General features: G+C 69.9%; 13 protein-coding genes and 2 tRNA genes. 4 read left to right on the top strand and 11 right to left on the bottom strand.

Going from position 1 to position 16,134, the window contains the following annotated elements:
• Positions 1-3: 3 nt before the first annotated feature.
• On the top strand, positions 4-699 hold the full coding sequence (locus ELI80_RS05105; RefSeq protein WP_136650042.1) for a metal-binding protein ZinT: 696 nt from the start codon (positions 4-6) through the stop codon (positions 697-699).
• Positions 700-763: 64 nt separating this feature from the next.
• On the opposite strand, the gene fumC is transcribed toward ELI80_RS05105, so the two are convergent.
• The 8 genes from fumC to ELI80_RS05065 form a co-directional block, all read right to left on the bottom strand.
• Complete coding sequence (fumC, locus tag ELI80_RS05100) at positions 764-2,212, bottom strand: class II fumarate hydratase (RefSeq protein WP_136650041.1); 1,449 nt, start codon at positions 2,210-2,212, stop codon at positions 764-766.
• A gap of 137 nt (positions 2,213-2,349) precedes the next feature.
• Positions 2,350-2,838 carry an SspB family protein gene (locus ELI80_RS05095; protein ID WP_201740557.1) on the bottom strand — a complete coding sequence of 163 codons (489 nt, stop codon included), beginning with the start codon at positions 2,836-2,838 and terminating at the stop codon, positions 2,350-2,352.
• A gap of 145 nt (positions 2,839-2,983) precedes the next feature.
• Positions 2,984-3,060, bottom strand: a tRNA-Asp gene (locus tag ELI80_RS05090).
• Between the two features lie 27 nt (positions 3,061-3,087).
• A tRNA-Asp gene (locus ELI80_RS05085) sits at positions 3,088-3,164 on the bottom strand.
• 130 nt (positions 3,165-3,294) lie between these two features.
• Complete coding sequence (locus tag ELI80_RS05080; protein ID WP_136650040.1) at positions 3,295-3,873, bottom strand: nucleoside 2-deoxyribosyltransferase; 579 nt, start codon at positions 3,871-3,873, stop codon at positions 3,295-3,297.
• 123 nt (positions 3,874-3,996) lie between these two features.
• The gene (locus ELI80_RS05075) at positions 3,997-5,247 is read right to left on the bottom strand and encodes a PRC-barrel domain-containing protein (RefSeq protein ID WP_136650039.1); all 1,251 of its coding nucleotides are present in this window, start codon (positions 5,245-5,247) and stop codon (positions 3,997-3,999) included.
• 141 nt (positions 5,248-5,388) lie between these two features.
• Positions 5,389-6,279 carry a PRC-barrel domain-containing protein gene (locus ELI80_RS05070; RefSeq protein ID WP_136650038.1) on the bottom strand — a complete coding sequence of 297 codons (891 nt, stop codon included), beginning with the start codon at positions 6,277-6,279 and terminating at the stop codon, positions 5,389-5,391.
• A 131-nt stretch (positions 6,280-6,410) separates the two neighbouring features.
• The gene (locus ELI80_RS05065; RefSeq protein WP_136650037.1) at positions 6,411-7,526 is read right to left on the bottom strand and encodes an anhydro-N-acetylmuramic acid kinase; all 1,116 of its coding nucleotides are present in this window, start codon (positions 7,524-7,526) and stop codon (positions 6,411-6,413) included.
• An 83-nt stretch (positions 7,527-7,609) separates the two neighbouring features.
• On the opposite strand from ELI80_RS05065, the gene tyrS reads away from it, so the two are divergent.
• From tyrS to ELI80_RS05050, 3 genes are read left to right on the top strand one after another with little or no spacing between them, the layout of a single operon-like run.
• Entirely contained in the window at positions 7,610-8,857 is a 1,248-nt protein-coding gene (gene tyrS / locus ELI80_RS05060; RefSeq protein WP_136650036.1) for a tyrosine--tRNA ligase, read from the top strand.
• On the top strand, positions 8,850-9,749 hold the full coding sequence (locus ELI80_RS05055; protein ID WP_136650035.1) for a PfkB family carbohydrate kinase: 900 nt from the start codon (positions 8,850-8,852) through the stop codon (positions 9,747-9,749). Before tyrS ends, ELI80_RS05055 begins: the two co-directional genes overlap by 8 nt.
• Positions 9,746-10,675, top strand: coding sequence for a pseudouridine-5'-phosphate glycosidase (locus ELI80_RS05050; protein WP_136650034.1), 930 nt, complete (start codon positions 9,746-9,748; stop codon positions 10,673-10,675). The genes ELI80_RS05055 and ELI80_RS05050 overlap by 4 nt, the downstream gene beginning before the upstream one ends.
• Before the next feature lie 33 nt (positions 10,676-10,708).
• Here the strand turns inward: ELI80_RS05050 and ELI80_RS05045 are convergent, their stop codons facing one another.
• The 3 genes from ELI80_RS05045 to ELI80_RS05035 all read right to left on the bottom strand — a co-directional run bounded on the left by ELI80_RS05045 (position 10,709) and on the right by ELI80_RS05035 (position 16,036).
• Positions 10,709-11,755 carry a patatin-like phospholipase family protein gene (locus ELI80_RS05045; protein WP_136650033.1) on the bottom strand — a complete coding sequence of 349 codons (1,047 nt, stop codon included), beginning with the start codon at positions 11,753-11,755 and terminating at the stop codon, positions 10,709-10,711.
• Positions 11,756-12,253: 498 nt separating this feature from the next.
• A complete protein-coding gene (prfB, locus tag ELI80_RS05040) occupies positions 12,254-13,381 on the bottom strand; it encodes a peptide chain release factor 2 (protein WP_136650032.1) in 1,128 nt (375 codons plus the stop codon).
• Between the two features lie 120 nt (positions 13,382-13,501).
• On the bottom strand, positions 13,502-16,036 hold the full coding sequence (locus tag ELI80_RS05035; RefSeq protein WP_136650031.1) for a penicillin-binding protein 1A: 2,535 nt from the start codon (positions 16,034-16,036) through the stop codon (positions 13,502-13,504).
• Positions 16,037-16,134: the final 98 nt, after the last annotated feature.

Here is a 16,134-nt window from a genome sequence, read left to right as displayed (position 1 = left end):
CTCATGCAAAATCCGCTCAGCCTGCTCGGCGCGCTTGCCCTCGGCGCTGCCCTTTCCGTGGGAGTCCAGGCATCCGCGCAGACCGCCGCCGCGACGACCGATGCGGCCCATGACCACGCCCATGACCATGCGCATGGCCACAGCCACGCCCACGATCACGCCGACGACCCGATCGCAAAGGGCTATTTCGAGGATGCCCAGGTGCAGGCCCGCACGCTTGCCGACTGGCAGGGCGACTGGCAGTCCGTCTATCCCTACCTGACCTCGGGCGCGCTGGACCCCGTGATGGCGCACAAGGCCCAGCACGGCGACAAGAGCGCCGCCGAGTACCGCAGCTACTACGAGGCCGGCTACAAGACGGACGTGGACCGGATCGAGATCAAGGACGACCGGGTGACCTTCCACCGCGGCGACAAGGCGGTCTCGGGCACCTACGCCGACGACGGCCACGAGGTGCTGACCTACCCCAAGGGCAACCGCGGCGTGCGCTACGTCTTCCGCAAGACCGAGGGCGATGCCGAAGCCCCGGCCTTCATCCAGTTCAGCGACCACCGCATCGCGCCGGAAAAGTCCGATCACTACCACCTGTACTGGGGCGAGGACCGCGCGGCGCTGCTGGACGAGATCACCCACTGGCCGACCTACTACCCCGCCGGGCTGACGGCCGAGCAGGTCGTGGCCGAGATGATGGCCCACTGACGGGCCTGAACGAAAAAGGCGCGCGGCATTGCCGCGCGCCTGTCGTTTCCGCCCCGGGGAAGGATCAGTCTTCGGGGCCGACCATCAGTTCGGGGCGCACGACGCGGTCGAAGGTTTCCTCGTCCACGTAACCCAGCGCGACGGCCTCTTCCCGCAAGGTGGTGCCGTTCTTGTGGGCAGTCTTGGCGACCTTCGTGGCGGCGTCGTAGCCGATGGTCGGCGCAAGCGCCGTCACCAGCATCAGCGATTCCTTCATCAGCTTCTCGATCCGCGCCGTGTTGGCCTGCGTGCCGACAACCATGTTGTCGGTGAAGGACGACGCCGCGTCGCCCAGAAGCTGCATGGACTGCAGCACGTTGTAGGCCATCATCGGGTTGTAGACGTTCAGCTCGAAATGCCCCTGCGATCCGGCGAAGCCGACCGCCGCGTCGTTCCCCATGACGTGCGCGCAGACCATCGTCAGCGCCTCGGCCTGGGTCGGGTTCACCTTGCCCGGCATGATCGACGAGCCCGGCTCGTTTTCCGGCAGGATCAGCTCGCCCAGGCCCGAGCGCGGGCCGGAACCCAGCAGCCGCAGGTCGTTCGCGATCTTGAACAGCGATGCCGCCACGGTCTTCAGCGCCCCGTGGAAGAACACCATCGCGTCATGGGCGGCCAGCGCCTCGAACTTGTTGGGGGCCGTCACGAACGGCAGCCCGGTGATCTTGGCGATTTCCGCCGCGATCGCCGTGTCCCAGCCCTTCTTCGTGTTCAGCCCGGTGCCGACGGCGGTGCCGCCCTGCGCCAGCTCGTAGATCTGCGGCAGGCAGAGCTTCACCCGCGCGATCCCCATGCGGACCTGGTGGGCGTAGCCCGAGAATTCCTGGCCCAGCGTCAGCGGCGTCGCGTCCTGGGTATGGGTGCGGCCGATCTTGATGATGTCCTTGAACTCGTCCTGCTTGGCTTCCAGCGCGGCGGCGAGCTTTTCCAGCCCCGGCAGCAGCACGTCGCGGGCGACCATGCCGATTGCCACGTGCATCGCGGTCGGGAAGGTGTCGTTGGACGACTGGCCCATGTTGACGTGGTCATTGGGGTGGACCGGGGTCTTGGACCCGATCTCGCCGCCCAGGATCTGGATCGCGCGGTTCGAGATGACCTCGTTCGCGTTCATGTTCGACTGCGTGCCGGACCCCGTCTGCCAGACGACCAGCGGGAAGTTGTCGTCGAACTTGCCGGCGACCACCTCGGACGCGGCCTGCACCATCGCGTCGCCCAGGCTCTTGTCCAGCTTGCCGGTGGCCATGTTCACCTGCGCCGCCGCCTGCTTCACCACGCCCAGCGCGCGGACGATGGCGACGGGTTGCCGTTCCCAGCCGATCGGGAAGTTCTGGATCGAGCGCTGGGTCTGGGCGCCCCAGAACTTGTCGCCGGGCACCTCGAGCGGGCCGAAGCTGTCGGTCTCGGTGCGGGTCCGGGCCTGATCCCGGGCCTCGGTTCCGGTCTGATTCGGGGTGTGGTTCTGGGCGTCGTTCACGGGCAATCCTCCAGGACGGCGGCCCGGGTCGGGGGCCTTCGTGCGATTGGCCGCGTTCTAGGCAAGCGTCCGGGGAATGGCAATCGGCATGCCGTCGCACACCGGCGCGCCCGCGACCTGCGCCGCAGGCGGATGCGTCACTTGCGCCACTTGTCCAGGCTCACGACCTCGGCGCCGCCGGGGCTTTCGGCAGGCGTGTCGCGGGACGCGTCGTCGGCATCGTCGTCCCCGCCCTCGCCGCCGTCGTCGTCGCCATCGTCATCGTCATCGTCGCTGTCCTGCGTCTCGAACCGCAGGCCGAATTCGACCGACGGGTCCACGAAGGTGCGGATCGCGTCGAACGGGATCACCATCGGCTCGGGCGAGTTGCCGAAGTTCAGCGTGATCGAGAACCCCTCGTCCGTGACCGTCAGGTTGTCGAACCAGTGCTGGATGACGATCGTCATCTCGTCGGGATAGCGGTCGCGCAGCCACGAGGCCATCTCGACCCCCTCCTCGCGCGTGTCGAAGGTGATGAAGAAGTGGTGTTCGCCGGGCAGCCCGTTCTCGGCGACACCCTGCAGCACATCCGCGATCAGCCCCTGCATCGCACGGTGCATCATCGCGCCATATTCGATTTCAGACATCGCGGACCTCGTTCCTTCTCAGGCGCCAGCATAGGGATTGGGGCGGGGTTGAAAAGGGCGTGCGGGACGGGGGCGGGTCGACGGCCCGCCACGGGCGGCAGGCCCTTCGGCCCGGATCGGTGATCGCAGGGGGATATTCAGGAAATGGCGCGGTTGACGGGGCTCGAACCCGCGACCCCCGGCGTGACAGGCCGGTACTCTAACCAACTGAGCTACAACCGCGCATTCCTGCGAGCGGCGGGGTGGTGATGGCGCGGTTGACGGGGCTCGAACCCGCGACCCCCGGCGTGACAGGCCGGTACTCTAACCAACTGAGCTACAACCGCGCAGACCACCCCGATCCGATCGGAGTGGGCGGGGTTTACGAGGCGCGCATCGCGGCGTCAAGCCGCTTGCGTGCATGCCGCCGAAGAAAGTCGCGCGGGCCGTCGGCGCGACGGTCATCCGGGCGCTCTATCAGGCGCCGGCCTCGGCGAGCCGCGCAAGGCACGCGACGAACGTCTCCATGCCGCGGGAAAGCCGGTCCGCGTCGACCGCGGCGCCCGGCGGCGCGACGACCAGGACCGCGCCCGGCGTTGCGGCCGCGCCATGCAGCATGAGGTTGTCGAACATGTCGAAGTTCTCCAGCGCCAGCCCGTCGGGACCGCGATGCTCTCCCCCGGCGTCGGGGCGGGCCGCGCCGTGGTAGAATCCGGCCTGAAGGCGGTCGAAGTGGCCGCGCGGATCGTTGCTGTAGGCCGCGATGCGGGCGCCCCGCGCGACCATGTAGCCCAGTTCAAAGCAGGTGCCGGGATCGGCGCCGACGCCGCGGAACGGGGTCAGGTTCGCCACGATCGCGTCGCACCCGTTCATGAGCGCGATGTTCGAGCGGTAGATCCTCATCCCCGTCGCGAAGCGGTCGCCGCCGGGCGGCAGGTCATTGTCGAGCGGGGTGACGGGCTGGAAGCCCCGCGCGCGCGAGAGGGCCGCTTTCGTGGCGAGGATCTCGCGGGCGTCGGGAAGAAAGACCTCGGGGCCTGCCAGGTAGACGCGCATGGAAAGCTCTCCTCCGGTCCGCGCGAAGCGCGCTCGCGCGGCGTTGCAGAATGAACAGGGGCCCCGCTAAAGCGGGGCCCCGTCGTCGCTCACATGTCGCGGCTTAGATTGCGCCGCGCGGGATCAGTTGGCCGGCGCGGTGTAGGCGGGCAGGTTCTGGACCTGGTCGGCGGGGGTGCCGACATAGACGCGCAGGTCCGACCCGTCGGGGTTGCGCTGCAGCGAAACCTGGTCGAACGGGTAGGCCACGTCACGCTCGCCGATCCCCAGGAAGCCGCCGACGCTGACGATCACCTGCTGGATCTGGCCCGAGGGGTCCGCGACGACGGTCTTGACCTCGCCGATGTCCTCGTCGCCCGCGGCGTACACGTCGGCGCCGGTCAGTTCATCGCTGGCAACGCCGCCGGCCGGGACCAGCTCGTAGCCTTCACGAAGCGCGACGTCGCTGCCCATGACGGGGGCTACGGCCGCGCCGGTCGCGGCGCCGGTGGTGGCTGCGGCGGTCGTGCCCGCGCCGGTCACGTCGACGGCCGCGTCAGCCGCGTTCACGGTGACGTCCGCCTGGCCCGCCGGGGTCACGTTCACCTGCGGCTCGGCGGCCGGGGCGACGTTGACCTGGGCTTCGCCCGCCTGCTCGACGTTCACGGCCGCGTCGGCCTGTTCGATCTGGACCACGGCCTCGTCGGCGCGCTGGACGTTCACGGTCGGCTCGGATTCGGTCACGTTGACCTGGGCCTCGGCGCTCTGCACCGAAACCTGCGGCTCGGGCGTGACGAAGCTGACGACCGGCTCGGGCGTCTCGACGGTCACGACGGGCTGGGTCTCGCCCACGCGGACCTCCGGGTCGGCCAGCGCGACCGACACGACCGGCTGCGGGATGTTGACGGTGACGGTCGGCTCGGCCTGGGTCACGTTGATGACCGGGGCGCACTGCTCGACGGTGACGGTCGGCGGGGCCTGCGTGACAGTGACGGTGGGCTGCGGCTGTTCCACCGTGACCTGCGGCGCGGCTTGGGTCACCGTGACTTCCGGGTTCGGGACTTCGACGTTGACCACCGGCTCCGCCTGCTGGACGACAACCTGCCCGCCGCCGGGAACGGCAGCGGTCGCGCCGGCAGCAGTCGCGTCGGCGGGCGCAGTGGTTGCGGTCGCATCGACGTTCGCGGTTGCATCCGGGGTCGCGGTCGCATCGGGGGTCGCGGTGGCACCGGGCGTCGCGGTCGCATCCGCACCCGTCACCGGGGCCGTGGCCGTGGCACTGCCGGTCGCGGCAGCGTCGGGGGCAGGAGCGCCCGCGGGCGGGGTGGCCTGGGCGAAGGCGCCGGTGGCCACGAACGAGATGACCGCGGCGGTGCCGAGAAGCTGCTTGAGCATTGCTAAACCCTTTCTTCAATGACGGAGCTGGAGGAGATTCGTGCCTCGCGACCAAACGGGCTGCTCGCGGAATCGTTCCCGCGACGACGAAAAAGGGCGCCCGGAGGCGCCCTCGTTAATCGTTGACCAGACTAGAGAAAATCAGCGCATGACCGTCGCGTTGTCGAAGTCGGGCAGCGCGCGCAGTTCTTCTTCCGTGAAGTTCGTCGCGTAGAACACGTCGTTGCCCACGCGGGTCATGTGCAGCGCGTCAACGCCCAGCAGGACCTTCTTCGCGCCGATCCCGAGGAAGCCGCCGATGTCGGCGATGTAGCCCACGACGTCGCCGTTCGAGTTGAAGACGATGTCGTCAACCTGCGCGATGTCCGCCCAATCGGCCGGGCGCTCGGTCATCTCGGTTTCGGTGAACACGGCCGTGGAGGGCTGGTTCGTGGTGTAGACGCGGGTGCCGATCACAGCCGAGGCGAGCATGCCGGGGTTCTCGGCGCTCAGGATCGGGGCAGCGACGTCGGGCGCCTCGACGACCTGTTCGGTCGTGGCGGCCGAGCCGGTCGTGGTGGCCACGTCCGTCGTGGTGGTGGTCGCGCCGGTCGTGTCCGTGCCGGTCATCCCGGTCGCGGTGTCCGTGGTGCCGACGCTGTCGGTCGGGTTGTCGACCACGTCGACGTCGGTCGCGCCGTCAACCGCGGTCGCGGCGGGGGCGGTCGGCGTCCCCGTGTCGGAGCCGGTCGCCGTGGCGGAGCCGGTCGCCGTGTCGGTGCCCATCGGCGCCGCCGTCGTCGTGTCGGACGACATGCCGTCCGTGGTGGTGGTCGTGCCGGCCGCATCCGTGCCGGTGGCAGCGGTGCCGGCCGAGTCGGTGCCGGTCGTCGCGGTGGTGTCCGTGCCCATGCCGCTCGCGTTCGCGTCGACGTCGGTCGAGGTCATGGGCGATGCGGACGCATCGGGCGCCGCAGGCGCCGTCGAGGTCTGCGCCATCGCGAAGCCGGTCAGCGCCAGCGACGAGGTTGCTGCAAGAAGCAGAGCTTTCATGGGTCGGTCCCTTTCGATAAACTGCTGCGCGGACAGGCGTCGCCGCCCGCATCGGGGACACAACACGGGCGCCCGGCAATCGTTCCTTCCCTGACGCCCTCGTGAAACCTGGCCCGGGGATCCTTCACGCTTCAGCGGGAACCGCGTTCCAGCCCCAGGCCAGGCGGCACGCTGATCCGGCCGCCGCAGACGGGGCCCGGTGCGCCGGTGGTGCCCGGCCCCGACGTGGGCAGCCCGCGCAGCACCCGGACGGCAAGCCAGCCGAAGGCCTGCGCCTCGATCATGTCGCCATCCAGCCCGATCGCCTCGACCGGCTGCACGCGGGCCCCGCTGCGGGCGGCAAGCGCCGCCATCAGCGCGGCGTTGTGACGCCCGCCGCCGCAGACCAGAAGCGCCGCGGGCCGGTCCGGCAGCCAGGCCAGCCCCGCCGCCACCGCCGCCGCCGCCGCGTGGACCAGCGTCGCCGCCGCATCGGCGTCGGACGCTTTCCCGACCGCAGGCAGCAGCCCCGCGAAGCTGTCGCGGTCGAGCGACTTGGGGGGCCTTCGGGCGAAGAACGGATGCTCCAGGAAACGCGCGATCAGGGCTTCGTCGGGCGTTCCCGCCGCCGCCAGCGCGCCGCCATCGTCGCGCGCTACCCCCCGCCGCGCGCGCATAAAGTCGTTCACCGGCGCGTTGGCGGGGCCGGTATCGAAGGCGATGCAGGCATCCTCGGGCTGCGTGACCCGGGGATCGGTCCAGGTCAGGTTGCCGACGCCGCCCAGGTTCAGGAACGCGACCGGCGCCGGCTCCAGCTGGCCCGCGGCCACGGCCCAGCGGGCAAGGGCATGGTGGAAGAACGGCGCCAGCGGCGCGCCCTGCCCGCCCCGGCGCACGTCCTCGGTGCGGAAATCCCAGACGACGGGGCGCCCGGTCCGGCGCGCAAGCTCCCATCCCAGCCCCGCCTGGTGGGTGCCGCGGCCGCCCGGATCATGCGCCAGGGTCTGGCCGTGAAAGCCGATCACCCCCGCCTCGGGGAACTCGGCCGCGAGCGCCGCGTGCGCCGCCACCGACAGCACCGCCGCATCGGCCACGCCATCCTCGCCCGGCCAGCGGCCGAGCGCGGCGTGCAGCACCCCGGCCTCGTTCCCGGCATAGGCGCGGTAGGCCGAGCGTCCGAAGCCCGCGATGCTTTCGCCGTCGGTGTCGATCAGCGCCGCGTCCACCCCGTCGAGCGACGTGCCCGACATCATCCCAAGCGCCAGCATGGCCCGCCCTCTCTGCTGTCCCGTCCCGCTTTTCCTCGTCCCTGCCGCTCTGTATAGCCGGGTCGGACAGAAGGAAAACGCCGATGACCCTGAAGCCCCGATCCGAGTTCCTGGACACGATGATCCGGCGCGGCTACCTCGCGGACTGCACCGACCTGCAGGGCCTCGACGACGCGCTGATCGCAGGGCCGGTCACCGCGTATATCGGCTACGACGCCACGGCCGCGTCGCTGCACGTGGGCCATCTTCTGAACATCATGATGCTGCGCTGGCTGCAGAAGACCGGGCACCGGCCGATCACGCTGATGGGCGGCGGGACGACCAAGGTGGGCGATCCCAGCTTCCGCTCGGACGAGCGCCCGCTGCTGGCGCCCGAGCAGATCCGGTCGAACATCGACGGGATGCAGCGGGTGTTCGCGCGCTATCTCGACTACGGCGAAGGCCGCGCGTTGATGCTGGACAACGCCGAGTGGCTCGACAGCCTCAACTACCTCGACTTCCTGCGCGACATCGGGCGCCACTTCAGCATCAACCGGATGCTGTCGTTCGAGTCCGTCAAGTCGCGGCTGGACCGGGAACAGTCGCTGAGCTTCCTCGAGTTCAACTACATGATCCTGCAGGCCTACGACTTCCTCGAGCTGAACCGCCGCCACGGCTGCCTGCTGCAGATGGGCGGGTCGGACCAGTGGGGCAACATCGTCAACGGGATCGACCTGACCCGGCGGGTGCTGGACGCGCAGGTGTTCGGGCTGACCTCGCCGCTGCTGACCACCAGCGACGGGCGCAAGATGGGCAAGAGCCAGGGCGGCGCGGTGTGGCTGTCGGGCGACCTGCTGAGCCCCTACGAGTTCTGGCAGTTCTGGCGCAACACCACCGATGCCGACGTGGGCCGGTTCCTGAAGCTCTATACCGAGCTTCCGGTCGAGGAATGCGACCGCCTCGGCGCGCTCTCGGGGGCCGGGATCAACGAGGCCAAGGTGATCCTCGCCAACGAGGTCACGACGCTGCTGCATGGCGCCGACGCCGCCGCGCGGGCCGAGGCGACCGCGCGCGAGGTGTTCGAGCAGGGCGGCGCGGGGGGCGAGCTGGAAACGGCCACCCTGCCCCGGTCCGCCTTCGACGGCGGCGCGCTGAGCGTCAGCCACGTGCTGGTGCAGGCGGGGCTGACCGGATCGGGGAAGGAAGCCAAGCGACTGATCGCCGAGGGTGGCCTGCGGCTGGACAACGAGCCGGTGACCGACCCGCAGGCGCCGCTGACGGCGGCGCAGGTGGAAGCGGGCATCAAGGTCTCGATCGGGCGCAAGAAGCACCGGATGCTGCGCCTTGGCTGACGCGGCCCGCCCCGACGTGCTCTGCATCGGCGCGGTCCTGTGGGACGTGATCGGCCGCACGCCGGGTCACATGAAGGCCGGCGACGACGTGCCCGGCCGCATCGCCCACATCCCTGGCGGCGTCGCGCTGAACGCCGCCGCCGAGCTCGCGCGCCGCGGCATGCGCCCTGCCGTGCTGGGCGCGGTCGGGGACGAGCCGGATGGCTCTGCGCTGGTGACGGAAATCCGGGCGCTCGGCATCCTGCCCGACTGGCTGGTGCGCGACCACGGGATGCCCACCGACATCTACATGGCGATCGAGGACGCGGGCGGCCTGATCGCGGCCATCGCCGACGCGCATTCGCTGGAAGCGGCGGGCGAACGCGTCCTGGCCCCCCTGCGCGACGGCCGTCTCGGGTCGGCGGACGATCCCTGGACCGGGCCGGTCGTGCTGGACGGGAACCTGACGCAGGACCTGCTGGCGACGATCGCGGCCGATCCGGCGCTGCGGGCGGCCGACCTGCGGGTGATCCCGGCGAGCCCCGGCAAGGCCGAACGCCTCGCCCCCCTCATCACCACCGGGCACGCCACGTTGTACCTGAACCTGGCCGAGGCGCAGACGCTGGCGGGCCGGCCCTGCACGAGCGCGGCCGAGGCTGCCGCGCTGGTCGTCGCGCGCGGCGCGCAGCGGGTGCTGGTGACCGACGGCGCGCGCCCGGTGGCGCTGGCCGGCGCCGACGGCACCGCGCTGACCGCCGCCCCGCCGCGCGTCACCATTGCCCGCGTGACCGGCGCCGGCGACTGCTTCATGGCCGCCCACCTCGTCGCCGAACGCAACGGCGCCGACCCCGCCCGCGCGCTGGAAGCCGCCGTCGCGGCGGCGGCCGCCCACGTTTCAGGAGCCTTCGCATGACTGACCTGCCATCTGCCCACCTGCCGATCGTCTTCACCCCCGAGGTCCGCGCCGCGCTGGACGAGGGCCGCCCGGTCGTGGCGCTGGAATCCACCATCATCACCCACGGGATGCCGTTCCCGCAGAACTTGGAGATGGCGCGCGAGGTCGAGGACGCGATCCGCGCGGGCGGCGCCACCCCCGCCACCATCGCCGTGATCGGGGGCACCATCCGCATCGGGCTGGACGACGAGACGCTGCAATCCTTCGCCCGCTCGCCCGAAGGCACGGTGATGAAGCTCAGCCGGGCCGACCTCGCCGCCTGCGTGGCGACCGGGCGCACCGGCGCCACCACCGTGGCCGCCACCATGATCTGCGCGGCGCTGGCGGGGATTCGCGTCTTCGCCACCGGCGGCATCGGCGGCGTCCATCGCGGGGTCGAGGACACGATGGACGTGTCGGCGGACCTGAACGAGCTGGCGCAGACGGCGGTGACGGTCGTGTCGGCGGGCGCCAAGGCGATCCTCGACCTGCCCCGCACGCTCGAGGTGCTGGAAACCCTGGGCGTCCCGGTCATCGCCGTGGGCCAGGACGCCCTGCCCGCCTTCTGGAGCCGCGATTCGGGTCTGCCCGCGCCCTTGCGGATGGACGATCCCGCCCAGATCGCCGCGTCGGCCCGTATGCGCCGCGCCATGGGCCTGCCCGGCGGTCAGCTGGTCGTGAACCCGATCCCGGCCGACGCCGAGATCGCCCGCGCCGAGATCATGCCGGTCGTCGAACAGGCGCTGGCCGACGCGACTGCGAAAGGGATCGCCGCCAAGGACGTGACGCCGTTCCTGCTCGACCGGATCTATGCGCTGACCGAGGGGCGGTCGCTTGTTGCCAACACCGCGCTGGTGCTGAACAACGCCCGCCTCGCCGCCCGGATCGCCGCCGCGGGGGCGTGACCCGCACGTCCGGGCCGATCAGCCCTGAAGCGATCAGCCGTAAAGCGCCGGCAGGTCGACGGTGTCACGCTCGCCCAGGTCGGCCAGACTGCCGTCGACGAAGCCTTGCGCGGCGGCACGCCCGGCGTCGAACATCCGCGCAACCAGCCCCGGCGGCGGCAGCATCTTGCTGCGCGACCCGAGCGAGGTCATCAGCTCGTCGTCGAAGATCATGTGGAGCAGCGGCTCCTTCATGTTGCGCCCGGTCAGCCGCCCTTCTTCCGACAGGCGCTTGACGAACTGGATCGCGCGCAGCTCGCGCAGCAGCGAGGAATTGAAGCTGATCTCGTTGATGCGGTCCTGGATCGCCACGGGCGTGCGCGGGATGCCGTCGCGTTCCATGGGATTGATCGCGACGATCAGGATGTCGCGGGGCAGGTCGGGCGCGAACAGCGGGAAGATCGCCGGGTTGCCGGAATAGCCGCCGTCCCAGAACGCCTCGCGCCGGCCGGTCGCGGGGTCGGTGATTTCCACCGCGCGGAACAGCGTCGGCAGGCAGCCGGACGCCATGATCGCGTCCGCCGTCACCTCGGCCCCGGAAAATATCCGCACCCGCCCGGTGCGGACGTTCGTAGCGGTTACGAACAGGCGCGGCCCCGCCTCGCCGTCCAGCCGCGGATGCGGCATCCGGCGGATGATCGGCCCCAGCGGGTTGTGGTAGAACGGGCCGTAGTCATAGGGGCTGAAGACCCGCGCCACGCCTTCCAGCCACGCCATCGGCGACATGAGTTCGGTCATGCGCTGGAACCGCGGCGGCACCGGCATGAAGCTCGTCATCCAGCGGACGACGCTGTTGTCGCTGGATCGCGTCGCCTCGGTCCAGACATGGCGCAGGTTCTCGCGCGCGGCCTGCCGCCCCGGACGGCCCGGCGCCGCGGCAAGCCCCGCCTTCACCGCCGCGCCGTTCAGCGCCCCGGCGGAGGTGCCGCTGATCGCGGCGATGTCGATCTCGTCGCCTTCCAGCAGGCGGTCGAGGACGCCCCACGCGAACGCGCCATGCGCGCCGCCGCCCTGCAGCGCGAGGTTGATCTGTCGTCCCATCGTCCACCCCGCGCGTCGTTCCCTGTGCTGCAGCTTAGACAGGGGATCGCGCCTGCAACAACACGGGGATGCTGCGCGGGTCCGAACGAGCGGAAGGCCTGTCGCTACGCGAGGGACGAACTGCGCCGCTTCCAGCGCGACACGCGGGAACGCTTGCTGGACTGCTACGGACAACATCAGCGGCACCGGCACCAAGGCCGTTATCCGCAGCTTCCGCGTGCGGGCCGGCCGCTGGATATGCTTCGGCTCGGCATAAGCTTTCGTCGGTGCTGCGCGCGATGTCGGGCGCTGGAACATTGGCGGCGGCGCGCCTTACCTGGGGTGATCGCAGAACGGGGTTGAGGTGATGGCGCTGCGGGCCGACCACAACATCTGCCCGCCGTCTGCTCGAGGATATTCTCGCCGAGGTGCGCGCCACGGCGCGAGCGCAAGATTTCGACCACGTGCTGGCGGGTGATCGGAACGCAAGCGGTGGCGGTCTGGTCCCCCTGACCCCGCTCAGTCCTCGACGTTCGCCTCGGCCCGGCTTTTCCCGGCCACGTCCATCGCCAGCGTCGCGGCCATGAACGCGTCCAGGTCGCCGTCCAGCACGCCGCCGGTGTCGCTGGTCTCCACCCCCGTCCGCAGGTCCTTCACCATCTGGTAGGGTTGCAGGACGTAGCTGCGGATCTGGTTGCCCCAGCCGGCCTCGCCCTTCGCCTCGTGCTGGGCGTTGATCTCGGCGTTCCGCTTGTCCAGTTCCAGCTGGTACAGCCGCGCGCGCAGCGCGTTCATCGCCGCCTCGCGGTTCTGGTGCTGCGACTTCATCGAACTGGTCACCACGATCCCGCTGGGCAGGTGGGTGATCCGCACGGCCGAATCCGTGGTGTTGACGTGCTGCCCGCCCGCGCCGGACGAACGATAGGTGTCGATGCGGATGTCGCGGTCGGGGATGTCGATCTCGATGTTGTCGTCCACGACCGGGTAGACCCAGACCGACGAGAACGAAGTGTGCCGCCGCGCCGCCGAATCGTAGGGGCTGATGCGGACCAGCCGGTGGACGCCCGATTCCGACTTCAGCCAGCCATAGGCGTTCGGCCCGCTGATCTTGTAGGCGGCGCTGCGGATGCCCGCCTCGTCGCCGTCGGTTTCCGACTGAAGCTCGACCGTGTAGCCCTTCTTCTCGGCCCAGCGGGTGTACATGCGCGCCAGCATCGACGCCCAGTCGCAGCTTTCGGTGCCGCCCGCGCCCGCGTTGATTTCAAGGAAGGTGTCGTTGCCGTCGGCCTCGCCGTTCAGCAGCGCCTCCAGCTCCTTCTGGGCGGCCTCTGCCGCGATCGCCTTCAGGTTCGCCTCGGCTTCCGACACAAGGTCGGGATCGCCCTCGGCCTCGGCCAGCTCGACCATCTCGGCGTTGGCGTCGAGGTCATTGGACAGCCGCTTGTAGGTTTCCACGGCGTCCGACAGCACCTGCCGGTCCCGCATCAGCTTCTGCGCGCGGGCCGGGTCGGACCACAGGTCGCCGTCCTCGATCATCGCGTTCATTTCTTCCAGCCGGTGCGGCGCGGTTTCCCAGTCCATCCGCTGCGCAAGCAGGCGCAGCGACTTGCGGATGGCATCGATGGTGTTCTGGGTCTCGGCGCGCATGGCTTTCGGGTTCCTCGGTCGGCATGCGGCCACCCCTTCGGACAGGCGACCGCCAACAAGTCAGCGGTGATACAGCCAGCCCCGCCCCGGGGCAAGCGGTCGAGGCCGGGGCGGGCCGCGTCAGTAGAGCCCGCCCGAGGAGATCGTCGAGGTGTCGGCCTTCTTCGGGATGACCTTCTTGCGCCCGGTCGAGGTGGTGACGGTCTGCGCGGCCTCGCGCCCGACCGCGATGCGGGGCAGCTTGTCGGGATCGACCCGGCCGAAGCCGCCATCGACGACGACCACCGGACCGCCGGTGCCGGGGCCGGTGCCGTCGCGGAAGTATTCGGCGACGATGCCGTTGCCATAGGGCACGTCGCGGAAATGTCCGCCCGGGGGCACCTTGAACTCCGTCCCGCCGTATTCCTTGACCGCCTGCCGCATGAAGGCGTTGAACACCGGGACGCACAGCGTGCCGCCGAAGGCGTGCTCGCCCAGGGTCCGCGGCTGGTCGTAGCCGAGGTAGCACCCCGCCACGAGGTTCGAGCTGAAGCCGATGAACCACACATCCTTGGCGTCGTTGGTCGTCCCGGTCTTGCCCGCGATCGGCACCGGCACGTTCACGCCCTTGCCCGACCCGCGCTTGACCACCCCCTCCATCATCGAGGTCAACTGGTAGGCGGTAACGGCGTCCATCACCCGCTCGCGGTCGGACGTGATGCGCGGCCCCAGGCTCGCCGGCATCGCCGCCTGCCCGCAGGTCTCGCACACGCGCTTGTCGTGGCGGTAGATCGTGCGGCCGAAGCGGTCCTGCACCCGGTCCACCAGCGTCGGCTCCACCCGCTCGCCGCCGTTGGCGAACATCGCGTAGGCGGCCACCATCTTGATCAGCGTCGTTTCCTGCGCGCCGAGGCTGTTGGCGAGATAGGGCGACAGGTGGTCGTAGACGCCGAAGCGCTCGGCGTATTTCGCGACCGTCTCCATCCCGATGTCCTGCGCGATGCGGATCGTCATCAGGTTGCGCGACTGCTCGATCCCGGTGCGCAGCGGCACGGGACCGTAGAAGCCGCCGCCCGAGTTCTTGGGCGTCCACAACCCCTGCGGCGTGTTCACGGTGATCGGCTCGTCCGCGACGATCGTGGCGGGGGTGTAGTTGTTGTCGAGCGCCGCGGCATAGACGAACGGCTTGAACGACGACCCCGGCTGGCGCATCGCCTGCGTCGCGCGGTTGAAGACCGAGGACTGGTAGGAAAAGCCCCCCTGCATCGCCACCACGCGGCCGGTATTCACGTCCATCGCCATGAACCCGCCCTCGATCGCGGGCACCTGCCTCAGCGTCCAGCGGATGAATTTGCCGGTGTCGTCGCTCGTCATCCGCCGCACCAGCACGACGTCGCCCACCGCGACGAGGTCGCCCGCCTTCTTCGCCTGCGGCGCGCGCTGGCGGCCGGGCATCAGCTTCCTCGCCCAGGTCACGTCCTCGGCGGGGATCCGGTGGCCTTCGGGTCCGGCTTCCTCGGCGTCTTCTGCCACCCGCTCGATCCCGATCCGGGCGTCGGTCTGGCCGATCTCCAGCACGACGGCCGGATACCAGCCGGCGATGTCGCGCGGCACATCGGCCTTGGCGAGCGCGGCGCGCCACGATTTCTCGGACCCCAGCTCGGCTTCAGGGATCGTCACGCCGGTGCCGCGCCAGATGCCGATGCCGCGATCGTATTTCTCGAGCGCGTCCTGCAGCGCCTTGGCGGCGATCTGCTGCAATTGCGGCTCGACCGTGGCGCGGATGGCGAGGCCGCCGGTGAAGAACTCCTCCTCGCCGAATTCGCGGCTGAGCTGGCGGCGGATCTCGTCGGTGAAGTAGTCGCGCGGCGGCAGCTGCTGGCGGAAGGACGGGAAGTCGCCGTTCTGCACGGTGCGCAGCGGCAGCGCCGCCTCGCTGCGGAAGGTCGCCTCGTCGAGATATCCGTTCTGCCACATCTCGCGCAGGACGTAGTTCCGCCGCTCGGTGATGTGGTCCTTGTCGGCCACGGTGGATCGCGACGGCGCCTGCGGCATGGCCGCCAGCATCGCCGCCTCGTGCGGGGCGAGGTCCGACAGCTGCTTGTTGAAATAGGTCTGCGCGGCCGCCGCCACCCCGTAGCTGTTCTGGCCCAGGAAGATCTCGTTCAGGTACAGTTCGAGGATCTTGTCCTTGGACAGCGTCTGTTCCAGCCGCGTCGCGAGGATCAGTTCCTTGACCTTGCGTTCCACGCTGCGGTCGGACGACAGCAGGAAGTTCTTCATCACCTGCTGCGTGATGGTGGATGCGCCGCGCACGTTCGCGCCGCGCGACTTCACCGCCTGCACCGCGGCGCTGGCCATCCCCATCGGGTCGAAGCCGTGGTGGTTGTAGAAGTTCTTGTCCTCGGCGCTGACGAAGGCCTGCTTCACGAGGTCGGGGATTTCCGACACCGGCTGGAACAGGCGGCGTTCCTGCGCGAACTCGTCGATGAGCTTGCCCTCGCCCGAATAGATCCGGCTGATGGTCTTGGGCGCATAGGCGGCGAGCTGTTCGTGGCTGGGCAGGTCGCGGCCGTAGATCCAGAACACCCCGCCTAGGATCAGGGCGATGAACACCAGCCCGGTCACGACCCAGGAAAAGATGCTGCCGAAGAAGGAGAGGACGAAACGAACCACAAAGACCCCTTTTGGCCGGCCGCGCAGGTGGCTTCTATAGACGCACCCCCGCAGGGCGTCAAAACAACCTTGTGTCAGGATCGTGTGCCGGGCGTGAT

Origin of the sequence: Paracoccus aeridis (assembly GCF_004923205.2) — a bacterium.
GTDB classification, from domain to species: domain Bacteria; phylum Pseudomonadota; class Alphaproteobacteria; order Rhodobacterales; family Rhodobacteraceae; genus Paracoccus; species Paracoccus aeridis.
This window is presented reverse-complemented; position numbering and strand designations above follow the sequence as displayed.